At 40.5% G+C, this 18,363-nt stretch carries 8 protein-coding genes; 5 read left to right on the plus strand and 3 right to left on the minus strand.

Going from position 1 to position 18,363, the window contains the following annotated elements; translation table 11 throughout:
- The first annotated feature begins 418 nt into the window (after window positions 1-418).
- The 3 genes from BEGALDRAFT_RS18650 (at window position 419) to BEGALDRAFT_RS01235 (ending at window position 6,348) form a co-directional block, all read left to right on the plus strand.
- Window positions 419-4,360, plus strand: a complete 3,942-nt coding sequence (locus BEGALDRAFT_RS18650; RefSeq protein WP_002682851.1) for a ribonucleoside-diphosphate reductase subunit alpha — start codon at window positions 419-421, stop codon at window positions 4,358-4,360.
- A 104-nt stretch (window positions 4,361-4,464) separates the two neighbouring features.
- Window positions 4,465-5,943, plus strand: coding sequence for a sulfate reduction electron transfer complex DsrMKJOP subunit DsrK (dsrK, locus tag BEGALDRAFT_RS01230; protein ID WP_002682853.1), 1,479 nt, complete (start codon window positions 4,465-4,467; stop codon window positions 5,941-5,943).
- A 15-nt stretch (window positions 5,944-5,958) separates the two neighbouring features.
- Window positions 5,959-6,348, plus strand: coding sequence for a hypothetical protein (locus tag BEGALDRAFT_RS01235; protein ID WP_002682855.1), 390 nt, complete (start codon window positions 5,959-5,961; stop codon window positions 6,346-6,348).
- Between the two features lie 274 nt (window positions 6,349-6,622).
- On the opposite strand, the gene BEGALDRAFT_RS01240 is transcribed toward BEGALDRAFT_RS01235, so the two are convergent.
- The gene (locus BEGALDRAFT_RS01240) at window positions 6,623-7,681 is read right to left on the minus strand and encodes a CDP-6-deoxy-delta-3,4-glucoseen reductase (protein WP_232281965.1); all 1,059 of its coding nucleotides are present in this window, start codon (window positions 7,679-7,681) and stop codon (window positions 6,623-6,625) included.
- 317 nt (window positions 7,682-7,998) lie between these two features.
- On the opposite strand from BEGALDRAFT_RS01240, the gene nifE reads away from it, so the two are divergent.
- Together nifE and BEGALDRAFT_RS01250 are read left to right on the plus strand one after the other, a co-directional pair.
- Window positions 7,999-9,402 (plus strand): nitrogenase iron-molybdenum cofactor biosynthesis protein NifE, encoded by a 1,404-nt coding sequence (gene nifE / locus BEGALDRAFT_RS01245; RefSeq protein WP_002682858.1) that lies wholly within the window; start codon window positions 7,999-8,001, stop codon window positions 9,400-9,402.
- A 167-nt stretch (window positions 9,403-9,569) separates the two neighbouring features.
- Window positions 9,570-10,139 carry a hypothetical protein gene (locus BEGALDRAFT_RS01250; RefSeq protein ID WP_002682860.1) on the plus strand — a complete coding sequence of 190 codons (570 nt, stop codon included), beginning with the start codon at window positions 9,570-9,572 and terminating at the stop codon, window positions 10,137-10,139.
- Between the two features lie 95 nt (window positions 10,140-10,234).
- Here BEGALDRAFT_RS01250 and BEGALDRAFT_RS01255 read toward each other — a convergent pair whose 3' ends face one another.
- Entirely contained in the window at window positions 10,235-15,499 is a 5,265-nt protein-coding gene (locus BEGALDRAFT_RS01255; RefSeq protein WP_002682861.1) for an AAA family ATPase, read from the minus strand.
- A gap of 616 nt (window positions 15,500-16,115) precedes the next feature.
- Window positions 16,116-18,050: an acetate--CoA ligase gene (gene acs, locus BEGALDRAFT_RS01260; protein WP_002682863.1), complete on the minus strand. Its 1,935-nt coding sequence runs from the start codon at window positions 18,048-18,050 to the stop codon at window positions 16,116-16,118.
- Window positions 18,051-18,363 lie beyond the last annotated feature (313 nt).

Raw genomic sequence — 18,363 nt, forward strand, 5'->3', positions numbered from 1 at the left:
AAAAATGTAACCCCCCCTTTTTAAGCAATTCTCAAACCATTTCAATCTGATTAATTTTATTAAAAATCATTCAGATACTTAAAAGCAAGAGACATAAAAATATTTCATGAGAAAGAATGCTTACAAAAATTTAGATAGGCTAAATTTTCAATTTCAGAGTAATATACATACTAACTTTATTAGCGGCTTTACTCCTTTCTAAATCATTTTTTTACAATTAAAACAAATGCTTTAACCTACTCACTAGGAAAGCCGTCCAACAGAATCCCCGTAGAAAAAAGAAAAATCGACAACAAATTAAGCGTAATGCAAGCCCATTACCGACAACAAGGTGTCTATGACACCTTTTTTTATCTAGGCTGATTTAAAAAATCTCTAGTAAAATTTAATATAAACAAAATGTTAATGCAAGATAACTATGACTATCGACAATCCCATTGAATCCCAAACCGCAAAAAAAATCCCTGATCATCTCATAGATAGCATCCTCACTGAATGGGATAACGCGGAATTAAGCCAATACCAAGTGATTCGCCGACAAGGACAGTTGACCAGCTTTGACGCGAATAAAATAGCCATCGCTATCACTAAGGCTTTTTTAGAAGTAGAAGGACATTCTGCTACTAGTTCTAATCGTATAAAAACACTGGTACAACAACTGACTAAGCAAGTCTTAAAAGGGATTGAACGCCGTTTAGAAGAAACAGGCAAAGTCCACATTGAAGAAATCCAAGACCAAGTCGAACTTGCTTTAATGCGTGAAGGTGAACATAAAGTTGCCCGCGAATACGTCCTTTATCGTGAACGCCATGCTACCTTACGTGCTGAACGGAAAAAAACTGCTGTGTTACATGTAAAAGATACTAATAATCAACTGACCCCCTTAGATGAAGACCGCTTGCGCCGTATTGTCACCGAAGCCTGCGACGGTTTGGAATATGTTAATGCGGAAAAAATTGTCGAAGAAAGTTTAAAAAATCTATACGACGGCATTTCTGAAAAAGATGTCAGTCACGTTCTTGTCATGAGTGCACGCGCTTTAGTCGAAAAAGAGCCAAACTATACCTATGTTGCCTCTCGCCTCCTGCTCGATAACCTCCGCACTGAAGCCTTAAGTCTGCTGAAGTTTGAACCGCATACCGTCACGGCAACGGAAATGCGCAACTACTATGCAGATTATTTCAAACACTATATTCATAAAGGCATTGCATTAGAACTTCTAAACCCTAGCCTAGCCGATTTTAACCTAGACCGTTTAGGCATGGCACTGATTGCCGATAACGATTTACAGTTCACCTATTTAGGCTTACAAACCTTATACGACCGCTATTTTTTACACAGCCAAGATACCCGCTTTGAACTGCCCCAAGCGTTTTTTATGCGCGTTGCAATGGGTTTAGCCATTAATGAAATTCAACGCGAAGAACGGGCGATAGAGTTTTATAAACTCCTCTCCAGCTTTGACTTTATGAGCAGTACCCCGACGTTATTTAACTCAGGTACGCTCCGCTCACAACTCTCAAGCTGTTTCGTTAGCACTGTACCCGATGATTTAGATGGCATTTTTGGCGCGATTAAAGACAACGCCATGATGCAAAAATGGGCGGGCGGTATCGGTAACGACTGGACACCTGTACGTGGCATGGGGGCGAGAATCAAAGGCACTAACGGCAAATCGCAAGGCGTTGTTCCTTTTCTAAAAGTTGCGAATGATACACTGGTCAGCGTTAATCAAGGTGGGAAGCGCAAGGGGAGCGGGTGTGCTTATCTTGAAACATGGCACATAGATATTGAAGAATTCCTTGAATTGCGGAAAAACACAGGCGATGAACGCCGTCGCACTCACGACATGAATACCGCAAACTGGATTCCTGACTTATTCATGCAACGGGTGATGGAAAACGGGCATTGGTCTTTATTCTCTCCCGACGAAACCCCTGATTTGCACGAATTGCATAGCGAAGCCTTTAAAACCGCTTATGAAGCCTATGAAGCCCTTGCTGAACAAGGCAAACTGAAGATTTTTAAACGAGTTTCTGCGGTTGAACTCTGGCGTAAAATGCTGACCATGCTATTTGAAACGGGTCATCCGTGGATATGCTTTAAAGACCCCTGCAATATTCGCTCACCGCAACAACATGTCGGTGTTGTGCATTCTTCTAACTTGTGTTGTATTGCGGCTGACCAACGTGTTGTTACTGACCGTGGATTATTGACAGTAGGCGAGTTATATCAATTGGGTGGAGAAAATAAAGTTGTTGGCTTAGATGGTATTTATGCAGCATCAAAAATGTTACTTCCACGTCCTAATGCGCCAATAGTACGCATCAATACCAGTGAAGGTTATACCCATAAAGTTACGCCTGATCACAAGGTATGGGTGAAAGATATAGGTTGGGTAGAAGCTCAACATTTAAAAGCTGGTGATAAATTGCTAATTCAACAGCTAGAAGGCTTATGGGGAACAGAACATAAGCCAGAACTGAGTTACCTTATGGGATTGATTGCGGGAGATGGTACTTTTGATAAAAACAAAGGTAAGGTTTACATTGATGTATGGTCAAATGATTTCGATTATTTACCCTCTATTGAAAACAGTGTTCATCATTTGCTTGATGGTAATACTGTTTTACGAACAACTTCAACAAATACCCCTGCTTTTGCGATCAACGAGAAGCTAAAACGTGCTCGTCTTAGCTCTGCACCACTCTATCGTTTGCTAGAACAACATGGTTTTACACCACAAAATAAATTACAAGTACCTGAAATAGTATGGCGTGGTGATCGTGAAACTGTTATGGCTTATCTAAAAGGTCTTTATCAAGCCGATGGTAATATTTTAAGCAGTCATGAAGTGACAACGCTTGCATTAGCATCTACAGACCTAGCATTTATTCAATCATTACAGATTCTCTGGGCAAACTTTGGTGTAAAAAGCTCGATTAATCAAATGCGTGGTCATGAACTACACCCTATGCCTGATGGTAAAGGTGGACATAAGGAATATTGGAGTAAACCATTATACCGTTTACTTATCACCTCTATTAAAGGCTGTCAAATTGCTGAAAGTATCACGCAATTAGCAAGTAATAAATCATCACTTGCGGCTAAACAGTATTTAGATAATTTACAAAAAAAGGGATACAGTCAAAAACTGTATGCGACTTTTACTGAATTAACGAAATTGCCCAATGAAGATGCTTACTGTTTAACGGTTGACTCGGACACTCATGCATGGACAGTCAATGGCATGATTACCAAGAACACAGAAATAACTTTAAATACATCACGTTATGAAATCGCTGTTTGCAATTTAGGCAGTGTCAACCTTGCACGACATATCAATAACAACCGTTTAGATGTCGAAAAGTTACAACGCACGGTGAAAACGGCGATGCGGATGCTCGATAACGTTATCGACATCAACTATTACGCAGTGCCACAAGCCCGCACCGCTAACTTACGTCATCGTCCAATCGGCTTGGGTATCATGGGTTTTCAAGATGCCCTTTATCAACTACGTATTCCTTATAGTACCGATAAAGCCGTCGAATTTGCTGATGAATCGATGGAATATTTAAGCTATTTTGCCATTGAAGGCTCGACAGAATTAGCCGTAGAACGGGGCAAATACTCCACGTTTTTAGGCTCTTTATGGAGTCAAGGCATATTGCCCATTGATAGCATTCAAGCATTGCGTGGCACACGCGGACAATATTTAGAAATGTCTGATAGTTCCAGCTTGGATTGGGAAAAGTTGCGCGAGAAAGTCAAACGCGATGGGATGCGCAACTCCAACTGCATGGCGATTGCGCCAACGGCGACGATTTCCAACATTGTCGGCGTGACCCAATCTATTGAACCGACTTATCAAAATCTGTTCGTGAAATCCAATTTATCGGGCGAATTTACCGTTGTTAATCCGTATCTTGTCCGCGATTTAAAAACCCTGAATTTATGGGATGATGTCATGGTCAACGACCTAAAATATTTTGACGGTAGCGTGCAAAATATCGACAGAGTGCCTAATGAATTAAAAGCCTTATACGCGACTGCATTTGAAGTTGACCCGTCATGGTTGATTGAAGCGGGTTCGCGTCGGCAAAAATGGATTGACCAATCGCAATCGTTGAATTTATACCTATTAGAACCGTCAGGACGCAAACTCGATTTACTCTATAAACTCGCATGGATACGCGGTTTAAAAACCACATATTACTTACGCACAATGGGCGCGACTCATGTGGAAAAAAACACAGTACGTAGTAGTAAAAACGCGATTGTCGAACAGCAAGACGATGATAACGAAATCCCCAAAGCGTGCTTAATTGACGACCCTGATTGCGAGGCTTGTCAGTAATTAACCTGAGTACGGCGAGGTTTTAAGGATAAAACAGAGACCTGCTAGGTTTTTAAAACCTAGCAGGTCTTTTGCGATGCGTGCCAAAGATTAGGAAAAAACACATGGCTACGATTGAAACGCCAACATTAAGAACCCATCCCAGCGTGCCTGCGTTACAAAGAGACGCAATGCGCGATAAATTCCCTTATCCTGCCAAACCTGATACACAAACCGCACTTGGTTATCCCGCCAAACTTATCGATAACTGGCAAACTGTCGCCATTGCTAAAATGGGCGAATTAGTCAGTCACAATAAAGCCTTAAAAGTCTATTTAGATGCTTGTGTCAAATGTGGCGCGTGCACGGATAAATGCCATTACTTTATCGGTACTGCTGACCCTAAAAATATGCCTGTTGCCCGTCAGGACTTATTCCGCCAAGTGTATCGCCGTTATTACACGTGGACAGGGCGATTTTTTCCGAAACTGGTCGGTGCGAAAGATTTAACTCCCGCAATTCTCGATGATTGGTATAACTATTTTCATCAATGTTCACAATGTCGCCGTTGTGCCGTTTTCTGTCCTTATGGTATTGATACAGCAGAAATATCAATGGCAGCCCGTGAAATTTTAGACCACATCGGCAAAGGGCAAAAATACTGTAATGAAATTGTGCATAAAGTCCATAAAGTCGGTAATAACTTAGGCTTACCTGCTCCTGCTTTGCGCCACACTTTAGAAAGTTTAGAAGAAGACATTTTGCAAGAAACAGGCGTTGCCGTGCGTTTACCTTTAGATGAAATAGGTGCAGAGGTTTTGTTTATTACACCGTCAGCAGATTTTTTTGCAGAACCGCATGTCGACGGTTTAATTGGCTATGCAAAAGTCTTTCATCAAGCAGGCATTTCTTGGACATTAAGCACTCATGCGAGCGAAGCCGCTAATTTTGGCTTATTTATTGGCAGTCAGGAACATTTGCAAAAAATTGCCTTACGCATTCGTGACGCTGCGCATGATTTAAAAGCGAAGCGAATTGTTTTCGGCGAATGTGGTCATGCGTGGCGAGTGGCTTATAACTTCTTAAAATCGCTGGTGGGCGAGTTTGAATTTTTAGATGCCCGTTATCCAATTCCGCAACATATTTGCGAAGTAACACATGATTTATTACAGCGTGGTGCGTTACATATTGATAAAACAGCAAATGATGCGCGTGTCCTCACTTTTCACGACTCTTGTAACATCGCCCGTGCTTCGCGTATGGGACATACAAGTGGCGGACAGTTCAGTATTCCCCGTGAGATTATTCGCGCCGTTGCGAATCATTTTTATGAAATGCCTGCAAAGACAAGGCATGAGAAAACATTTTGTTGTGGCGGTGGCGGGGGGTTATTAACGGATGAATTGTTAGAATTGCGGGTTAAAGGCGCGTTACCACGGATGGAAGCTTTGCAAGCCGTGACACAAGCGCATAATGTGACGCATCTTGTAACCATCTGCGCGATTTGCAAAACGCAATTTAGTAAAGTTCTGCCTTATTATGGATTTAACATGAATCAAGTCATGAGTTTGCATCACTTAGTTGGCGATGCGTTAATTCTTTAAGGGGTTGGATATGCAATGAAACGATACGGTTATTATGGGGGAATAAGTTTAATATTTGCTTGTTTATACATAATTTTAGTTAATAATCATATTGTTGCGAGTCCACCTGTATTGTCTCCTGCAAAACAAGCATTTTCTGCGACGCAAGCCTGTGTTGAACCTATAGAGACGATACGCCGTCAACATGGCGATGCACTCAAATATCGACATCGTTTAGCGAATAAGGGTATTTATACAAGTGGTTATCGTTTTATAGATTGTATTAATTGCCATATCACGCCGACAGCAACGGGACAATATCCCATAAAAGACAGTCCGCAACACTTTTGCAATGCGTGCCATACCTATGTTGCTGTGCAAATAGATTGTTTTAATTGTCATGCCAGCACGCCACGAGGGAATTAGTAGTTTGTTGCGGTTAATATTAACCTGAGTTCGGCGAGTTTCTTTTAAAAAGACAACAGCTTGTCTGAATCAGAATTCACCGAATTTTCAGAATTAGCAGAATTGAAAGGCATGATTCACCTTAAATTTTTGGGTTAAGGGTTTTAAATCCTGCTAATCCTGAAAATCCTGATTCAGGCAATGTTTTAATCTTGTCTGGTCAACCCTTTTCGCGTGTTCCGTCAGACCTGCTAGGTTTTTAAATCTTGCAGAACTTGGGTTACTTTTTAACCAGTTATTTCTTATCTTTCGCAAATTCGAAAGGGTCGGAATAAAATTGTGTTGCGGGTAATCCTCGAGCAATAAAATGTTGATGTGCAGTTGCAACCATCACAGGCGGGCCACTGGCGTAAACGACATAATCCATTAAATGAGGAATATCTTGTAAAACAACCTCGTGTACTAAACCTGTTTTACCTTGCCATTGGTCTTCCGCTAAAGGTTCTGATAAAACGGGAACATAGTGGATAAAAGGATAATCTTTTGCCCATTGGGTAATGGTGTCGTGCATGTATAAATCTTGTTGATGGCGCACGCCCCAGTAAAAAATCATTTCCCGTTGTCTATTTTCTGCTAATGCCTGTTGAATCATCGCTTTAACAGGTGCAAAGCCAGTTCCACCTGCAACAAATAAAATGGGTAACTGGGTATCCTGACGTAGGAAAAATGCGCCTAATGGCAGTTCTATCCGCAAAATGTCTTTGACTTTCAAGCTATCAAAAACCTGTTGGGTAAAACAACCATCATTAACTCGACGAATATGTAATTCAATCAGGGGTAAATCGGCAACGGTTGAGGCAATGGAAAAACTGCGTTTTCGTCCATCGTTCAACAAAATATCTAAATATTGTCCTGCTTGAAAGTGTAGGGCTTCATGCTCAGGAATTTTCAGCCATAGTTGCATGACATCTTCAGATAATTTTTGCAATTTCTCCACACGACACGGCATTTTTTTAGTGTCTGTTATCCCCTGCGTTGATTGCGTTAGCGTGCTGGCAATCTCAAGGTCTGTTTGTGCCGTTGCAAGACATAACAGAATTTCGTCTTTTGCTAATTGGCTCTTGTAACTGGGGGGAATTAAGTAATCGATTTGACCACTTAATAACTTAGCTTTACATGCGCCACAACTTCCCCCGCGACAACTATAGGGAAGGAGTAAGTGCTGTTTTAAAGCGGCTGTTAATAAGGGTTCTTGCGGTTCAACATAAAAATGTTGATTGCTGGGACGTAAGTAAACAGTGTAAGTCATTGTTATTAAGTGATTAGCGTTATAAGTAATGAATGTACTTAACAAGATGTCATCATCATTGAAGTGATGTTAAATAGGGTTAAGCACGTATAAAAAAGCGGTTGTTCACATTATAAAGAGAAAGAAATACATTCTATATGGTTAGCAATAGTTTTCTGACCCGACAAAATCCGACAAAATAAGTAACTTATTAAAATTATTATTTATTTTATGTATTTGCTTGTGCCTATGTGTTATGTGTTGTCACCTTCCCTACAATTCAAATTACAGATAATAGTTTGAAAATATTTAATTTTTTAAATGGCATAGCCTTTGCTATAACTTTACATACTAATCTATCAACGACAGAACGGGGTTAGCCCATGACCATGAAGGCGAAAGATATAGCTGAATTGCTCAATGAGCCAGCATGTACGCACAACAAGAAAGAAAAATCAGGCTGTGCACGTCCTAAGCCAGGTTCGACAGCAGGTGGTTGCGCATTTGATGGTGCACAAATCGCATTATTACCGATTGCCGACGTTGCGCATATTGTCCATGGGCCTATCGCTTGCGCGGGGAGTTCTTGGGACAATCGTGGTACGCGCTCCTCTGGTTCTACTTTATATCGTCTTGGTATGACAACGGATTTAACCGAAAACGATATTATTATGGGTCGCGCAGAAAAACGTTTATTTCATGCGATTAAACAAGCGATTGATGATCATAATCCCGCTGCGATTTTTGTATATAACACTTGTGTTCCCGCGTTAATTGGTGATGATATTGAGGCGGTCTGTAAATCTGCACAAGCCCGTTGGGGTACGCCCATTGTCCCTGTTGATTCCGCAGGTTTTTACGGAACAAAGAATTTAGGTAATCGCATTGGGGGTGAGGCAATGGTCAAATTCGTGGTTGGTACACGTGAGCCTGACCCGTTACCTGCCTGTGCACAAGACGCTGGAATGAAAATTCACAGCGTGAATTTAGTCGGCGAATACAATATTGCGGGTGAATTCTGGCACGTTTTACCCCTCTTAGATGAACTGGGTTTACGGGTGCTCTGTACCTTATCAGGCGATGCACGTTATCGTGAAGTGCAAACCATGCACCGTGCAGAAGTGACCATGATGGTCTGTTCTAAAGCCATGTTAAACGTGGCACGTAAACTCGAAGATCAATATAAAATTCCTTGGTTTGAGGGAAGTTTCTACGGCATTACAGATACCTCTCAAGCCCTCCGTGATTTTGCACGTATTATTAATGATCCAGACTTAACCGAGCGCACCGAAAAATTAATCGTGCGTGAAGAAACGCGCATTCGTGCAGCCCTTGCTCCATGGCGGGAACGCTTAAAGGGTAAACGGGTACTGCTCTATACGGGTGGCGTTAAATCGTGGTCAGTGGTGTCTGCGTTGCAGGATTTGGGCATGGTTGTTGTTGCAACAGGCACAAAGAAATCCACGGAAGAAGATAAGGAACGGATCAGGGAAATTATGGGCAAGGATGCCAAAATGATTGATGATGGCAACCCGCGTGCTTTACTGAATATCTTTAAGGACTACAAGGCAGATATTCTGATTGCGGGTGGTCGAAATATGTACACCGCGCTAAAAGCAAAAATTCCGTTCTTAGATATTAATCAGGAGCGTGAATTTGGTTATGAAGGTTATGAAGGTATGTTAGAACTGGTGCGTCAATTGGCTTTAACCATTGAAAGTCCAATTTGGTCAGCCGTTCGTCAACCTGCCCCTTGGAAAACCCCCTTGCAACCGTCTATTGCTTAGTCAGTAGACATTTCACTTTCCCACTCAGTTGGTTGAGTGGGGAAGTCTTTTTTTTTATTTTTACTGCTTTGCCAAATTATTATAATATTAGCGTGCTGTTGTACCACAGATAACTTACATCATAAACTTTTTACATTATTCACACCCACTATTATTAAGGTCGATATATGAGTAACTTTTTAGAAAATATCAAGGCACAAAATTTAACGTGGCAAGTCTCTATCTGTGAAAAAGCAGAAAGCTCTGATGCCTTAGTGTATCGTGGTGACTTAATTCTCCAAGAAGGAAAATTAACTGTTCATAATACCCGTGGTACACCAGAAGCTTTGATTAAACAAGTTGTTTTAACCGCTCATGGTGAGAAAGTGACATTCTTCGCTGGGCATTTAACCAAATTAGAACATGTTAATCTGTTTATCGAAAAATACCTTGGTATGTTTGAAGTTGGGACTCCTCTGTATTTCTTCGTAGAAAACATCAAAGAGAAGTTAGTAACTGATATTCAAGGTCATGCTACCTACTTATATCCTTTAGTAGAAGGCGTTGTTTGGAATGAATTTGCCGAAATGGTTGGTTTAGAAAAAGGGGATTTCAAAGGCTTAGGGGCTGGTGACAAAGTGGTTAAAGTTGCTAATGAAGCTAAGACTTTAAAACCCAAAAATATGACTGCCGTTTCTTTAGAAGAAGCCTTAGCCCGCACCGTCGTTGTGCATAAAGAAATGCGTGGTCCTATCTAAGAAGAGAAACTGACGCATTTGCTTTGAGCGTGATAGGGGGAAATGGCTATTTTGATGATGGTCATTTCCCCTTTGTTTTTTCTGTGTTACGCAACTTAGCGTTGTTTTAATACCAATAAGGTAATATCGTCAGCGATTTTTTGCTGTCCGATATGTTGTTGTACGTCATCAATAATGGCTTGTTTAATGTGTTCTGCATTGTGATGCCAATGCTGGCTAACAACATCGCAAAGGCGTTTAATATCATAAAGTTGCTTTTGTGTATTACGGGCTTCTGTAATACCGTCTGTATATAAAACAATACCGTCGCCTTTAGCAAGCTGGATTTCTTTTTGTGTCACCCAGTTTCCAATATCCGACTCTAAGCCAATCATAAAGCCTAAGTTTTGGGTATCAATGCGTTCCACATCCCCATTTTGGCGTACAACCAGCACGTCTTCATGTTGTCCGGTCAATTGTAGTGTGCCGTTGTGATAATCCAGTAGTGATAAAGTGAGATTTTTATCTGTACGCATCCGTTGTGCATTTTCATAAATGGTGCGGTTGACGATATTAATAAATTCACTGGGGCAGGTAATGCCTGCAAGTAATAATGCCCGTACAGTTGTCTGTACCATCAGCATCAATACGCCGCTTTCTAAGCCATGTCCTGTTACGTCACCAATCCCAATTTTAATATGCCCTTGATGGTTCAATACCTCGTAATAGTCCCCGCCGACTTCTTCCGCAGGTTCCATAAAGCAAGCAATATCTAACTCTTTGATTTGCTGTAGCTCTTCATAACGCGGTAAGACCATTTGTTGTAATTGTCGCGCAACGCTTAATTCAGCCCCCATGCGTAAATTTTCCGCTTTTAACTGCGTATTCAACGCCATAATTTGCTGATTGGCTTCGGCTAATTCAGCGGTACGTGTGGCAACCTTACCCTCTAAAGTACGGTATAATAAAGCATTTTCTAAGGAAATTGCCGCTTGTGATGACAACATTTCAAGCAGTTTTAAACGAGCAGGTGTAAATGCACCATCAATCATATTGTTTTCTAGGTATAACACACCTGTTAATTTACCTTGATGAATGATAGGGTTACATAAGATAGATTTGAGCTTGTGGTGCTGTATGTAACTGTTATTTGTGTACATCCCTTCTTGACGTGCATTTGCTAATACAACGGATTCGCGGGTACGAATCACATAATTCACAATTGCTGTTGGTACACGCCCCTCTAAGGCAAGCGATTGTAAAACAGTCACCTCTTCTGTATGAAATGCCCCTTCTGCTTCAATCAACCATTGTCCCTCTTGCTCTAAAATGAGCAATCCACGTTCAGCCCCTGCATTTTCAATCACGATATGCATCATTTTTTCTAACAATTGGCTTAAAACCATTTCGCCTGACAAGATTTGTGTGGCTTTCATCACACTTTCTAAATCAAGCCAGTTAGAAGCCCGTAAACGAGTACGTGTTCCCATCACCGTAATCGTGCTGGTACTCACTTCATGCACGGTCGGAATAATCGGCGCAGTTTTTGTCCCGTTTAACCATTGGACATATTTTTCTTCTAGTTGTGCAACTTTAGCCAACGCGCCCCATTGTTGATAATGATAACGTGCATCAAGCAAGTATGTTTGTGCAAACTTATCCATCCCTTGAACAAGATAAAAACGTGCAGCAAGTTCATAGGCTAAAGCCTTTTCTTGAACATATTCATTTTTAGTCGCGGTTTGAATCGCTTGCTCATAATTCTGTGTTGCTAACCATTGTTTTCCTAACACTCGAGCTAATTCTGCTTCTACCAACTGATATTTATGCAAATGGTTCATTGGCGCAGAGCTTGCGAATGTTTTAAGTAACTTCTGATTTTCCAGCACTTTTTCATGCAGGATGACTTGTCGGCGGGAATTGCTCCGCGAATACAGTTGTAAACAAGTGAGCGATTCGTAAAAGTTCAACACAGGCACGGAAATCATGGCGAACATGCCACCCTTGTGAATTGTTGCTAATGAGCAGTTTTCCAGTGCTTTTTCATAATCTTCAAATAGATAGCATAAAATCGCCGTATTCACATAAAACGCGGCTAACGCAGATTGATTATTAGTGCTTTGCAATAAGGCTAAGGTTTCATGTTGCGAAAAGGCATCACCGTCTAAAAGTTGGGGGACAGACTGGGCTTGTCCTTGAAGATTCAAGACCGCTTGTAAAAAAGAGCTTTGCCAACGAATGCCTACTTCTGCATGAATGCGTTGCATCCCTTCTTTATAAGAAATCATTTGACGCGCTAAATTAGACAGTTCTTGTCCTGCAAAATAGGCATTGCAAGAGAAAAAGAAGGCATTATAGCCCGCATATTCTAAATCGCCTGTTTCTAAACCGCTGTGATAACCCTGTTCTAAACTAGGTAATGTGCTTTTAAGCGATTGTTTAAAATGCCAAACATGCCCATTAACCACTTCTAGCGTTTTAGATTTAAATTTCTTATCGCCTGACTTATCTAGCAATTTAGCGGCAAGTTGTCCAAAGCAATAACCTTCATCTATCTCATTCAAAAATCCACATAACAGTAGTGCATAGCAAGCATACATATAAGTAGATTCGCTCGTATTTCCGCTGTGGATAGAAAGTTGTACCTGACGAATGATAAAGAGTAAAAATAAACTGGGTCTGCCAATATAAGCAGCGGCGGTCGCTTTGGTAATAACGCGCATAATGGCAAGTTTAGTTTTATCTTGCATTTCAGGTAAATCAATCAAGGATTCTATGGCAATATTGGCATATTCCGCTTTTAATTCCTTCAGTGCTGTTTTTACAGCAATATCATCAGGTTGAGTGGGTAAAGATAGCCCTAGACGCTCTAACACTTCTAAGGCAATATCTAAAGATTCCTGTAACTTACCTTCAGACATATAGCCATGAATTTTACTTTCATACACACCCGCCATATCTATCGGCGTTCTTGCATGTTGCACAACTTGAGTAAAGCAATGATTAAGTTGGGTACTATCCCCTGTTAAACTTGCCATTTCAGTGGCTAAACAGTGTAAGTCTAAACATAAAGGGTACTGATGTTGCCATGCATTATCATCTAATAAACGTAAGCCAAATAAGGCATATTTAAGTGCGGCATCAAATGCAGCGGATGATTTAGCACGTTTTGCCGCGAGCAAATTTAATTCAGTGCTTACTAATTTTTCTGTATTGTCCAACAGACACGAGCCAATATTTAAATGGTCAACCACTTCAAACAAGCGTTCCTCTGCAAAATTATCCGCTAACAATAAACGCCCAATCCGCCAATGTAAGGCAGGTTTATCTTCATCAGGGATAAGCTCATAAGTTGATTGTTGTACGCGGTCATGAACAAATTTATACAAATTGCTGACGGTGATAATCATGCCCTCAGCTAATGCCTGCCAAAGATAAGTTTGTGTTTCGTTGACAAGTTGGTCTGCTATTTTGGCTAGAATGGGTAATTCAAAAGTATTGCCTAAACAAGCAGCAAGTTTTAAAACTTCTTGTGTTTTAGCAGGCAGTTTTCTGACTTTCGCGCTCATCAATTCCACAACATTATCCGTGATATTTCGCGCTTGAATGTTTGATAAATCCCATTGCCAAACACGGGCTTGATAGTTAAAAGTCAATAAACCTTCTGTATATAACGTTTTAACAAACTCACCCAAGAAGAAAGGATTTCCCCCTGTTTTTTCTAATAAAAGCTCGGCTAAGCCTTGAATAGCAATGGCATTCGCAGTTTCTTTTCTTAAACTTAGGGTATCCATTAAGAATTGCGTGATATGGGGTAGTCCTAATGGTTTAAGCGTCACCGACTTAAACACAAACTCACCAACATGCATCTCATTAATTAATTTCATTAACGGATGCGTCGCATTAACCTCATTATCACGATAAGCCCCAACTAAAAACAGGTAAGGAATATTGCCCACCATCAAATTTAATAAATTGAGACTTGCCAAGTCAGCCCATTGTAAATCATCCAAAAAGATAACTAAGGGGTGTTCTGCTTGGCAACAAGCTTGCACAAAAGATTGAAAAACTAGATTAAAGCGGTTTTGAGCTTCTGCGGGCGATAAGGGCGGAACAGCGGGGAGTTCACCTAATAATAGTTCTAGTTCGGGAATAACTTCACTTAATACCCGTCCATTGCGACCAATCGCATTGATTAAACGTTGTTGCCATTGTTGTAAATGTGTCGTTGATTCTGCAAGAATTTGCTGTGTAAATTGCTTAAATGCTTGAATTAAAGCAGAATATGGAACATTGCGTTGTAATTGGTCAAATTTTCCTGCACAAAAATAACCACGTTTTGCTGTAATTGGGCGATAAATTTCTTGTACCAGCGCAGTTTTACCAATCCCTGAATAACCTGCTATCAGTAAAAAAGCAGATGTCCCTTGGCTCACCGTGTTAAATGTTTGGCAAAGCAATTGCGTTTCATTTTCGCGTCCGTAAAGTTTTTGGGGCAGATGGAAATTACCAGAAATATCTTGTTGCGCTAACTCAAAATTTGTACTGGATAAATCTTGTAAATTGGCTAAACAAACCTGTAAATCATGTTTCACCCCATAAGCGGATTGATAACGATCTTCAGCATTTTTAGCAATGAGTTTCATCACAATATCAGACAAAATCAGCGGAATATCGGGATTCAGTTGATGTAGAGGAATGGGACGTTTTGCAATATGACCATGAATAATTTCTAGTAAATCATTAGAAGCAAATGGAACTTGTCCTGTTAGTAATTCATAAAATGTAATTCCTAAAGAATATAAATCCGTTCGATAGTCCAACACACGATTCATCCGCCCTGTTTGCTCAGGCGATAAATAGGGCAATGTGCCCTCTAACTGTTCAGGACTTTTGAGGGTAGGATTTTCACGGGGTAAACGGCTAGCAATACCAAAGTCGATGATTTTGAGCTGATTTGTTTCAGGATTCCAAACAATATTGGCGGGATTAATGTCTTTATGAATCACATGATCTGCATAAAGATGATCTAAGCTATCCGCAATTTTGATGGCTAAAGGTAAAAACTCAGCAACAGTGAGCCGTCGTTTTACCATGAGACGTTTGAGCGATTCGCCACCAAAGTCTTCTAACACAATGACGAGGGTATTCTGAATTTTCTCCAAGTCATAAGCTTTAATCACGCATTCCGCTTCTTCAAGACAACGTGTAATTTCGTACTCTTGGCGATAACGCATTAACTCTTCAGGCGAAGGGTAATCTTCTTTCAGCACTTTCAGGATAACTTTGAGATTATCCTTTTTTCGAGAACCACGATAGATAATAGAATTCGCACTTTCGTAGATTTGTGCTTGTATTTGATAATTAGGCAAATTCAACATAAAAACTTACTCCTCTTCATCTTATTATTATGTTAGTTGACAAAGCATTAACCTGAAGGTTTATCAGGTTTTTATGATTTTAGTCATTAATGGATTACATTGTTCTCAATCATTGTGAGCCTGATAATATCAAGAAATACTCATCAAATTATCGAAATAAAAGAATTAATAGTAACAGCTCAATGACTTAACACATCTTGAACCGTATAGTTACTTTCTTAATTTTTATGAGAACGATGACTGTTTTAAGCAAGAACTTAACCAAGCTATTGTCGGTAAGCTAGTTTTCTAAAGATGTTTGTTATTTTGAATAGTTAGCGAGATAGGGGGGAAATATGGTTTATTTTTACTGATTTATAAAATAGCTGTTAATTAATTATTTAATTTTAATTAAAAATTAAAAACAAGACCATATGACAAAATTCAATAAAAGTACAAGTTTTTCTGCTGAAAATTGGCAGATATTGCCCAGACTCAGATTAATTTAAGCACATTATTTAGTAAGATTCGAATTAAGTGCGTTTAAAAGTGATAAAGATAAAATGATAAAAAAAGCGTGTGATTATAAAAATCACACGCTTTATTATTACAACATAATGATAAATTTACTTATTCATTATTTAACAGCGCGGTTAGTAATTAAGTGATCAACCACGGTTGGATCTGCTAGGGTGGAAGTATCGCCTAAATTTTCTAATTCATTTGCGGCAATCTTCCGTAAAATACGGCGCATAATTTTGCCTGAACGGGTTTTCGGTAAGGAAGGTGCCCATTGAATCACGTCAGGAGAGGCAATAGGACCAATCTCTTCACGCACTAAACGGACTAAATCCTTTTTCAGCTCGTCGCTAGGCTCAATATCCGCCATTAAAGTCACATAAGCATAAATGCCTTGACCTTTAATATCATGAGGATAGCCAACAACTGCCGCTTCAGCAACGGCTTCATGTAACACTAACGCGCTTTCTACTTCAGCCGTCCCCATGCGGTGACCAGAGACGTTAATCACGTCGTCAACCCGACCAGTAATCCAGTAGTAACCATCCGCATCGCGGCGTGCGCCGTCGCCTGTGAAGTAAGTACCAGGATAGGTTTTAAAGTAGGTATCGATGAAGCGGTTATGATCACCGAATACCGTGCGCATTTGGCTTGGCCAAGGACGAGTAATGACTAAGTTACCTTCAACAGCCCCCTCTAACACTTCCCCTTCGTTAGAGACTAAAGCAGGGACTACGCCGAAGAATGGCAATGTTGCAGAGCCAGGTTTTAACTTAGTTGCACCTGGTAAGGGAGAAATTAAAATACCGCCTGTTTCTGTTTGCCACCATGTATCAACGATGGGGCAACGGTCTTCACCAATAACATGGTAGTACCATTCCCATGCTTCAGGGTTGATGGGTTCACCAACGCTACCAAGTAAGCGTAAGCTCTTACGGCTGGTTTTGGTCACTAATTCATTACCTTGACCCATTAACGCGCGAATGGCGGTTGGAGCGGTATAGAAAATATTGACTTGATGCTTATCAACGACTTGCCAGAAGCGACCCGCATCAGGATAGGTGGGAACGCCTTCAAACATCAGGGTGGTTGCGCCATTGGCTAAAGGACCATAGACAATGTAAGAATGCCCTGTAACCCAACCCACGTCAGCGGTACACCAATAAACATCACCTTCATGATAATCAAAGACATACTTGTGAGTCATGGCGGTGTAAAGCATATAACCGCCTGTGCTGTGCAATGCCCCTTTAGGCTTCCCTGTAGAACCAGAGGTATAGAGAATAAATAAAGGGTCTTCTGCGTCCATGTGTTCAGGTTCGCAGGTTGCGGAGACTTTTTCGACTTCTTCGTGATACCAAATATCGCGCCCAGCGACTAAGTCCATATGGCGACCTGTGTGGCGTACAATAATAACTTTACGCACATTAGGGCATTGAGCGACCGCTTTATCAACGTTGGTTTTTAAAGGAACAGGACGACCACCACGCAGACCTTCATCGGCTGTAATAACCACTTCACAACCAGAGTCTAACACGCGATCTTTTAAGGCTTCAGGAGAGAATCCCCCAAAAACGATGGAATGAACTGCCCCAATACGGGCGCAAGCCAACATTGCGACGGCGGCTTCAGGAATCATGGGTAAATAAATACAAACCCGATCGCCTTTTTTCACGCCTTGTGCTTTTAACACATTGGCTAAACGACAAACTTTTTCATGTAATTCACGATAGGTAATTTTTTTATCAGAAGCAGGATTATCGCCTTCCCAAATAATAGCTACTTGGTCGCCACGTTTTTCTAAATGACGGTCTAAGCAATTATAAGATACGTTTAACTTGCCCCCAACGAACCAGTTAATTTTCCCTTCGTGGTAATTCCAGTCTTGGACTTTATCCCATTTTTTAAACCAAGAGACAAACTTGTCTGCTTGTTCAGCCCAAAAATTGTCTGAATCATTCACAGAGCGTGCATACATTTCTTTGTATTGCTCGGCATTGATGTAGGCATTCGCAGCGGCTTGTGGTAACACATCATAGACCTTTTCAGACATGCTTACTCTCCTTTGTTGTGTGTTGCTCCACCCCTTGAGGGCAGGGTCGTTTAAGTGACTAGAAAATTTTAATTTTAAGCCCAGTTCAATCGTATTTATTCATTAAGCGTTATTGGCAATTCATCAATTTTCTGAGCTTTATTAGCACAGATAACCCATAAATCTATTTTAAAATCAAGGTTATCATATTAGTTCTGCACTAGGGACTACCATTTATCTTAAGCACTAGCGCATTGTAATCTGCTTTTTATAACGTCTCCTTAATATAAATAAATTTTAATGGTTTTCATAATATTTTTGATAGATGTAATGG

Origin of the sequence: Beggiatoa alba B18LD (assembly GCF_000245015.1) — a bacterium.
Taxonomy (GTDB): domain Bacteria; phylum Pseudomonadota; class Gammaproteobacteria; order Beggiatoales; family Beggiatoaceae; genus Beggiatoa; species Beggiatoa alba.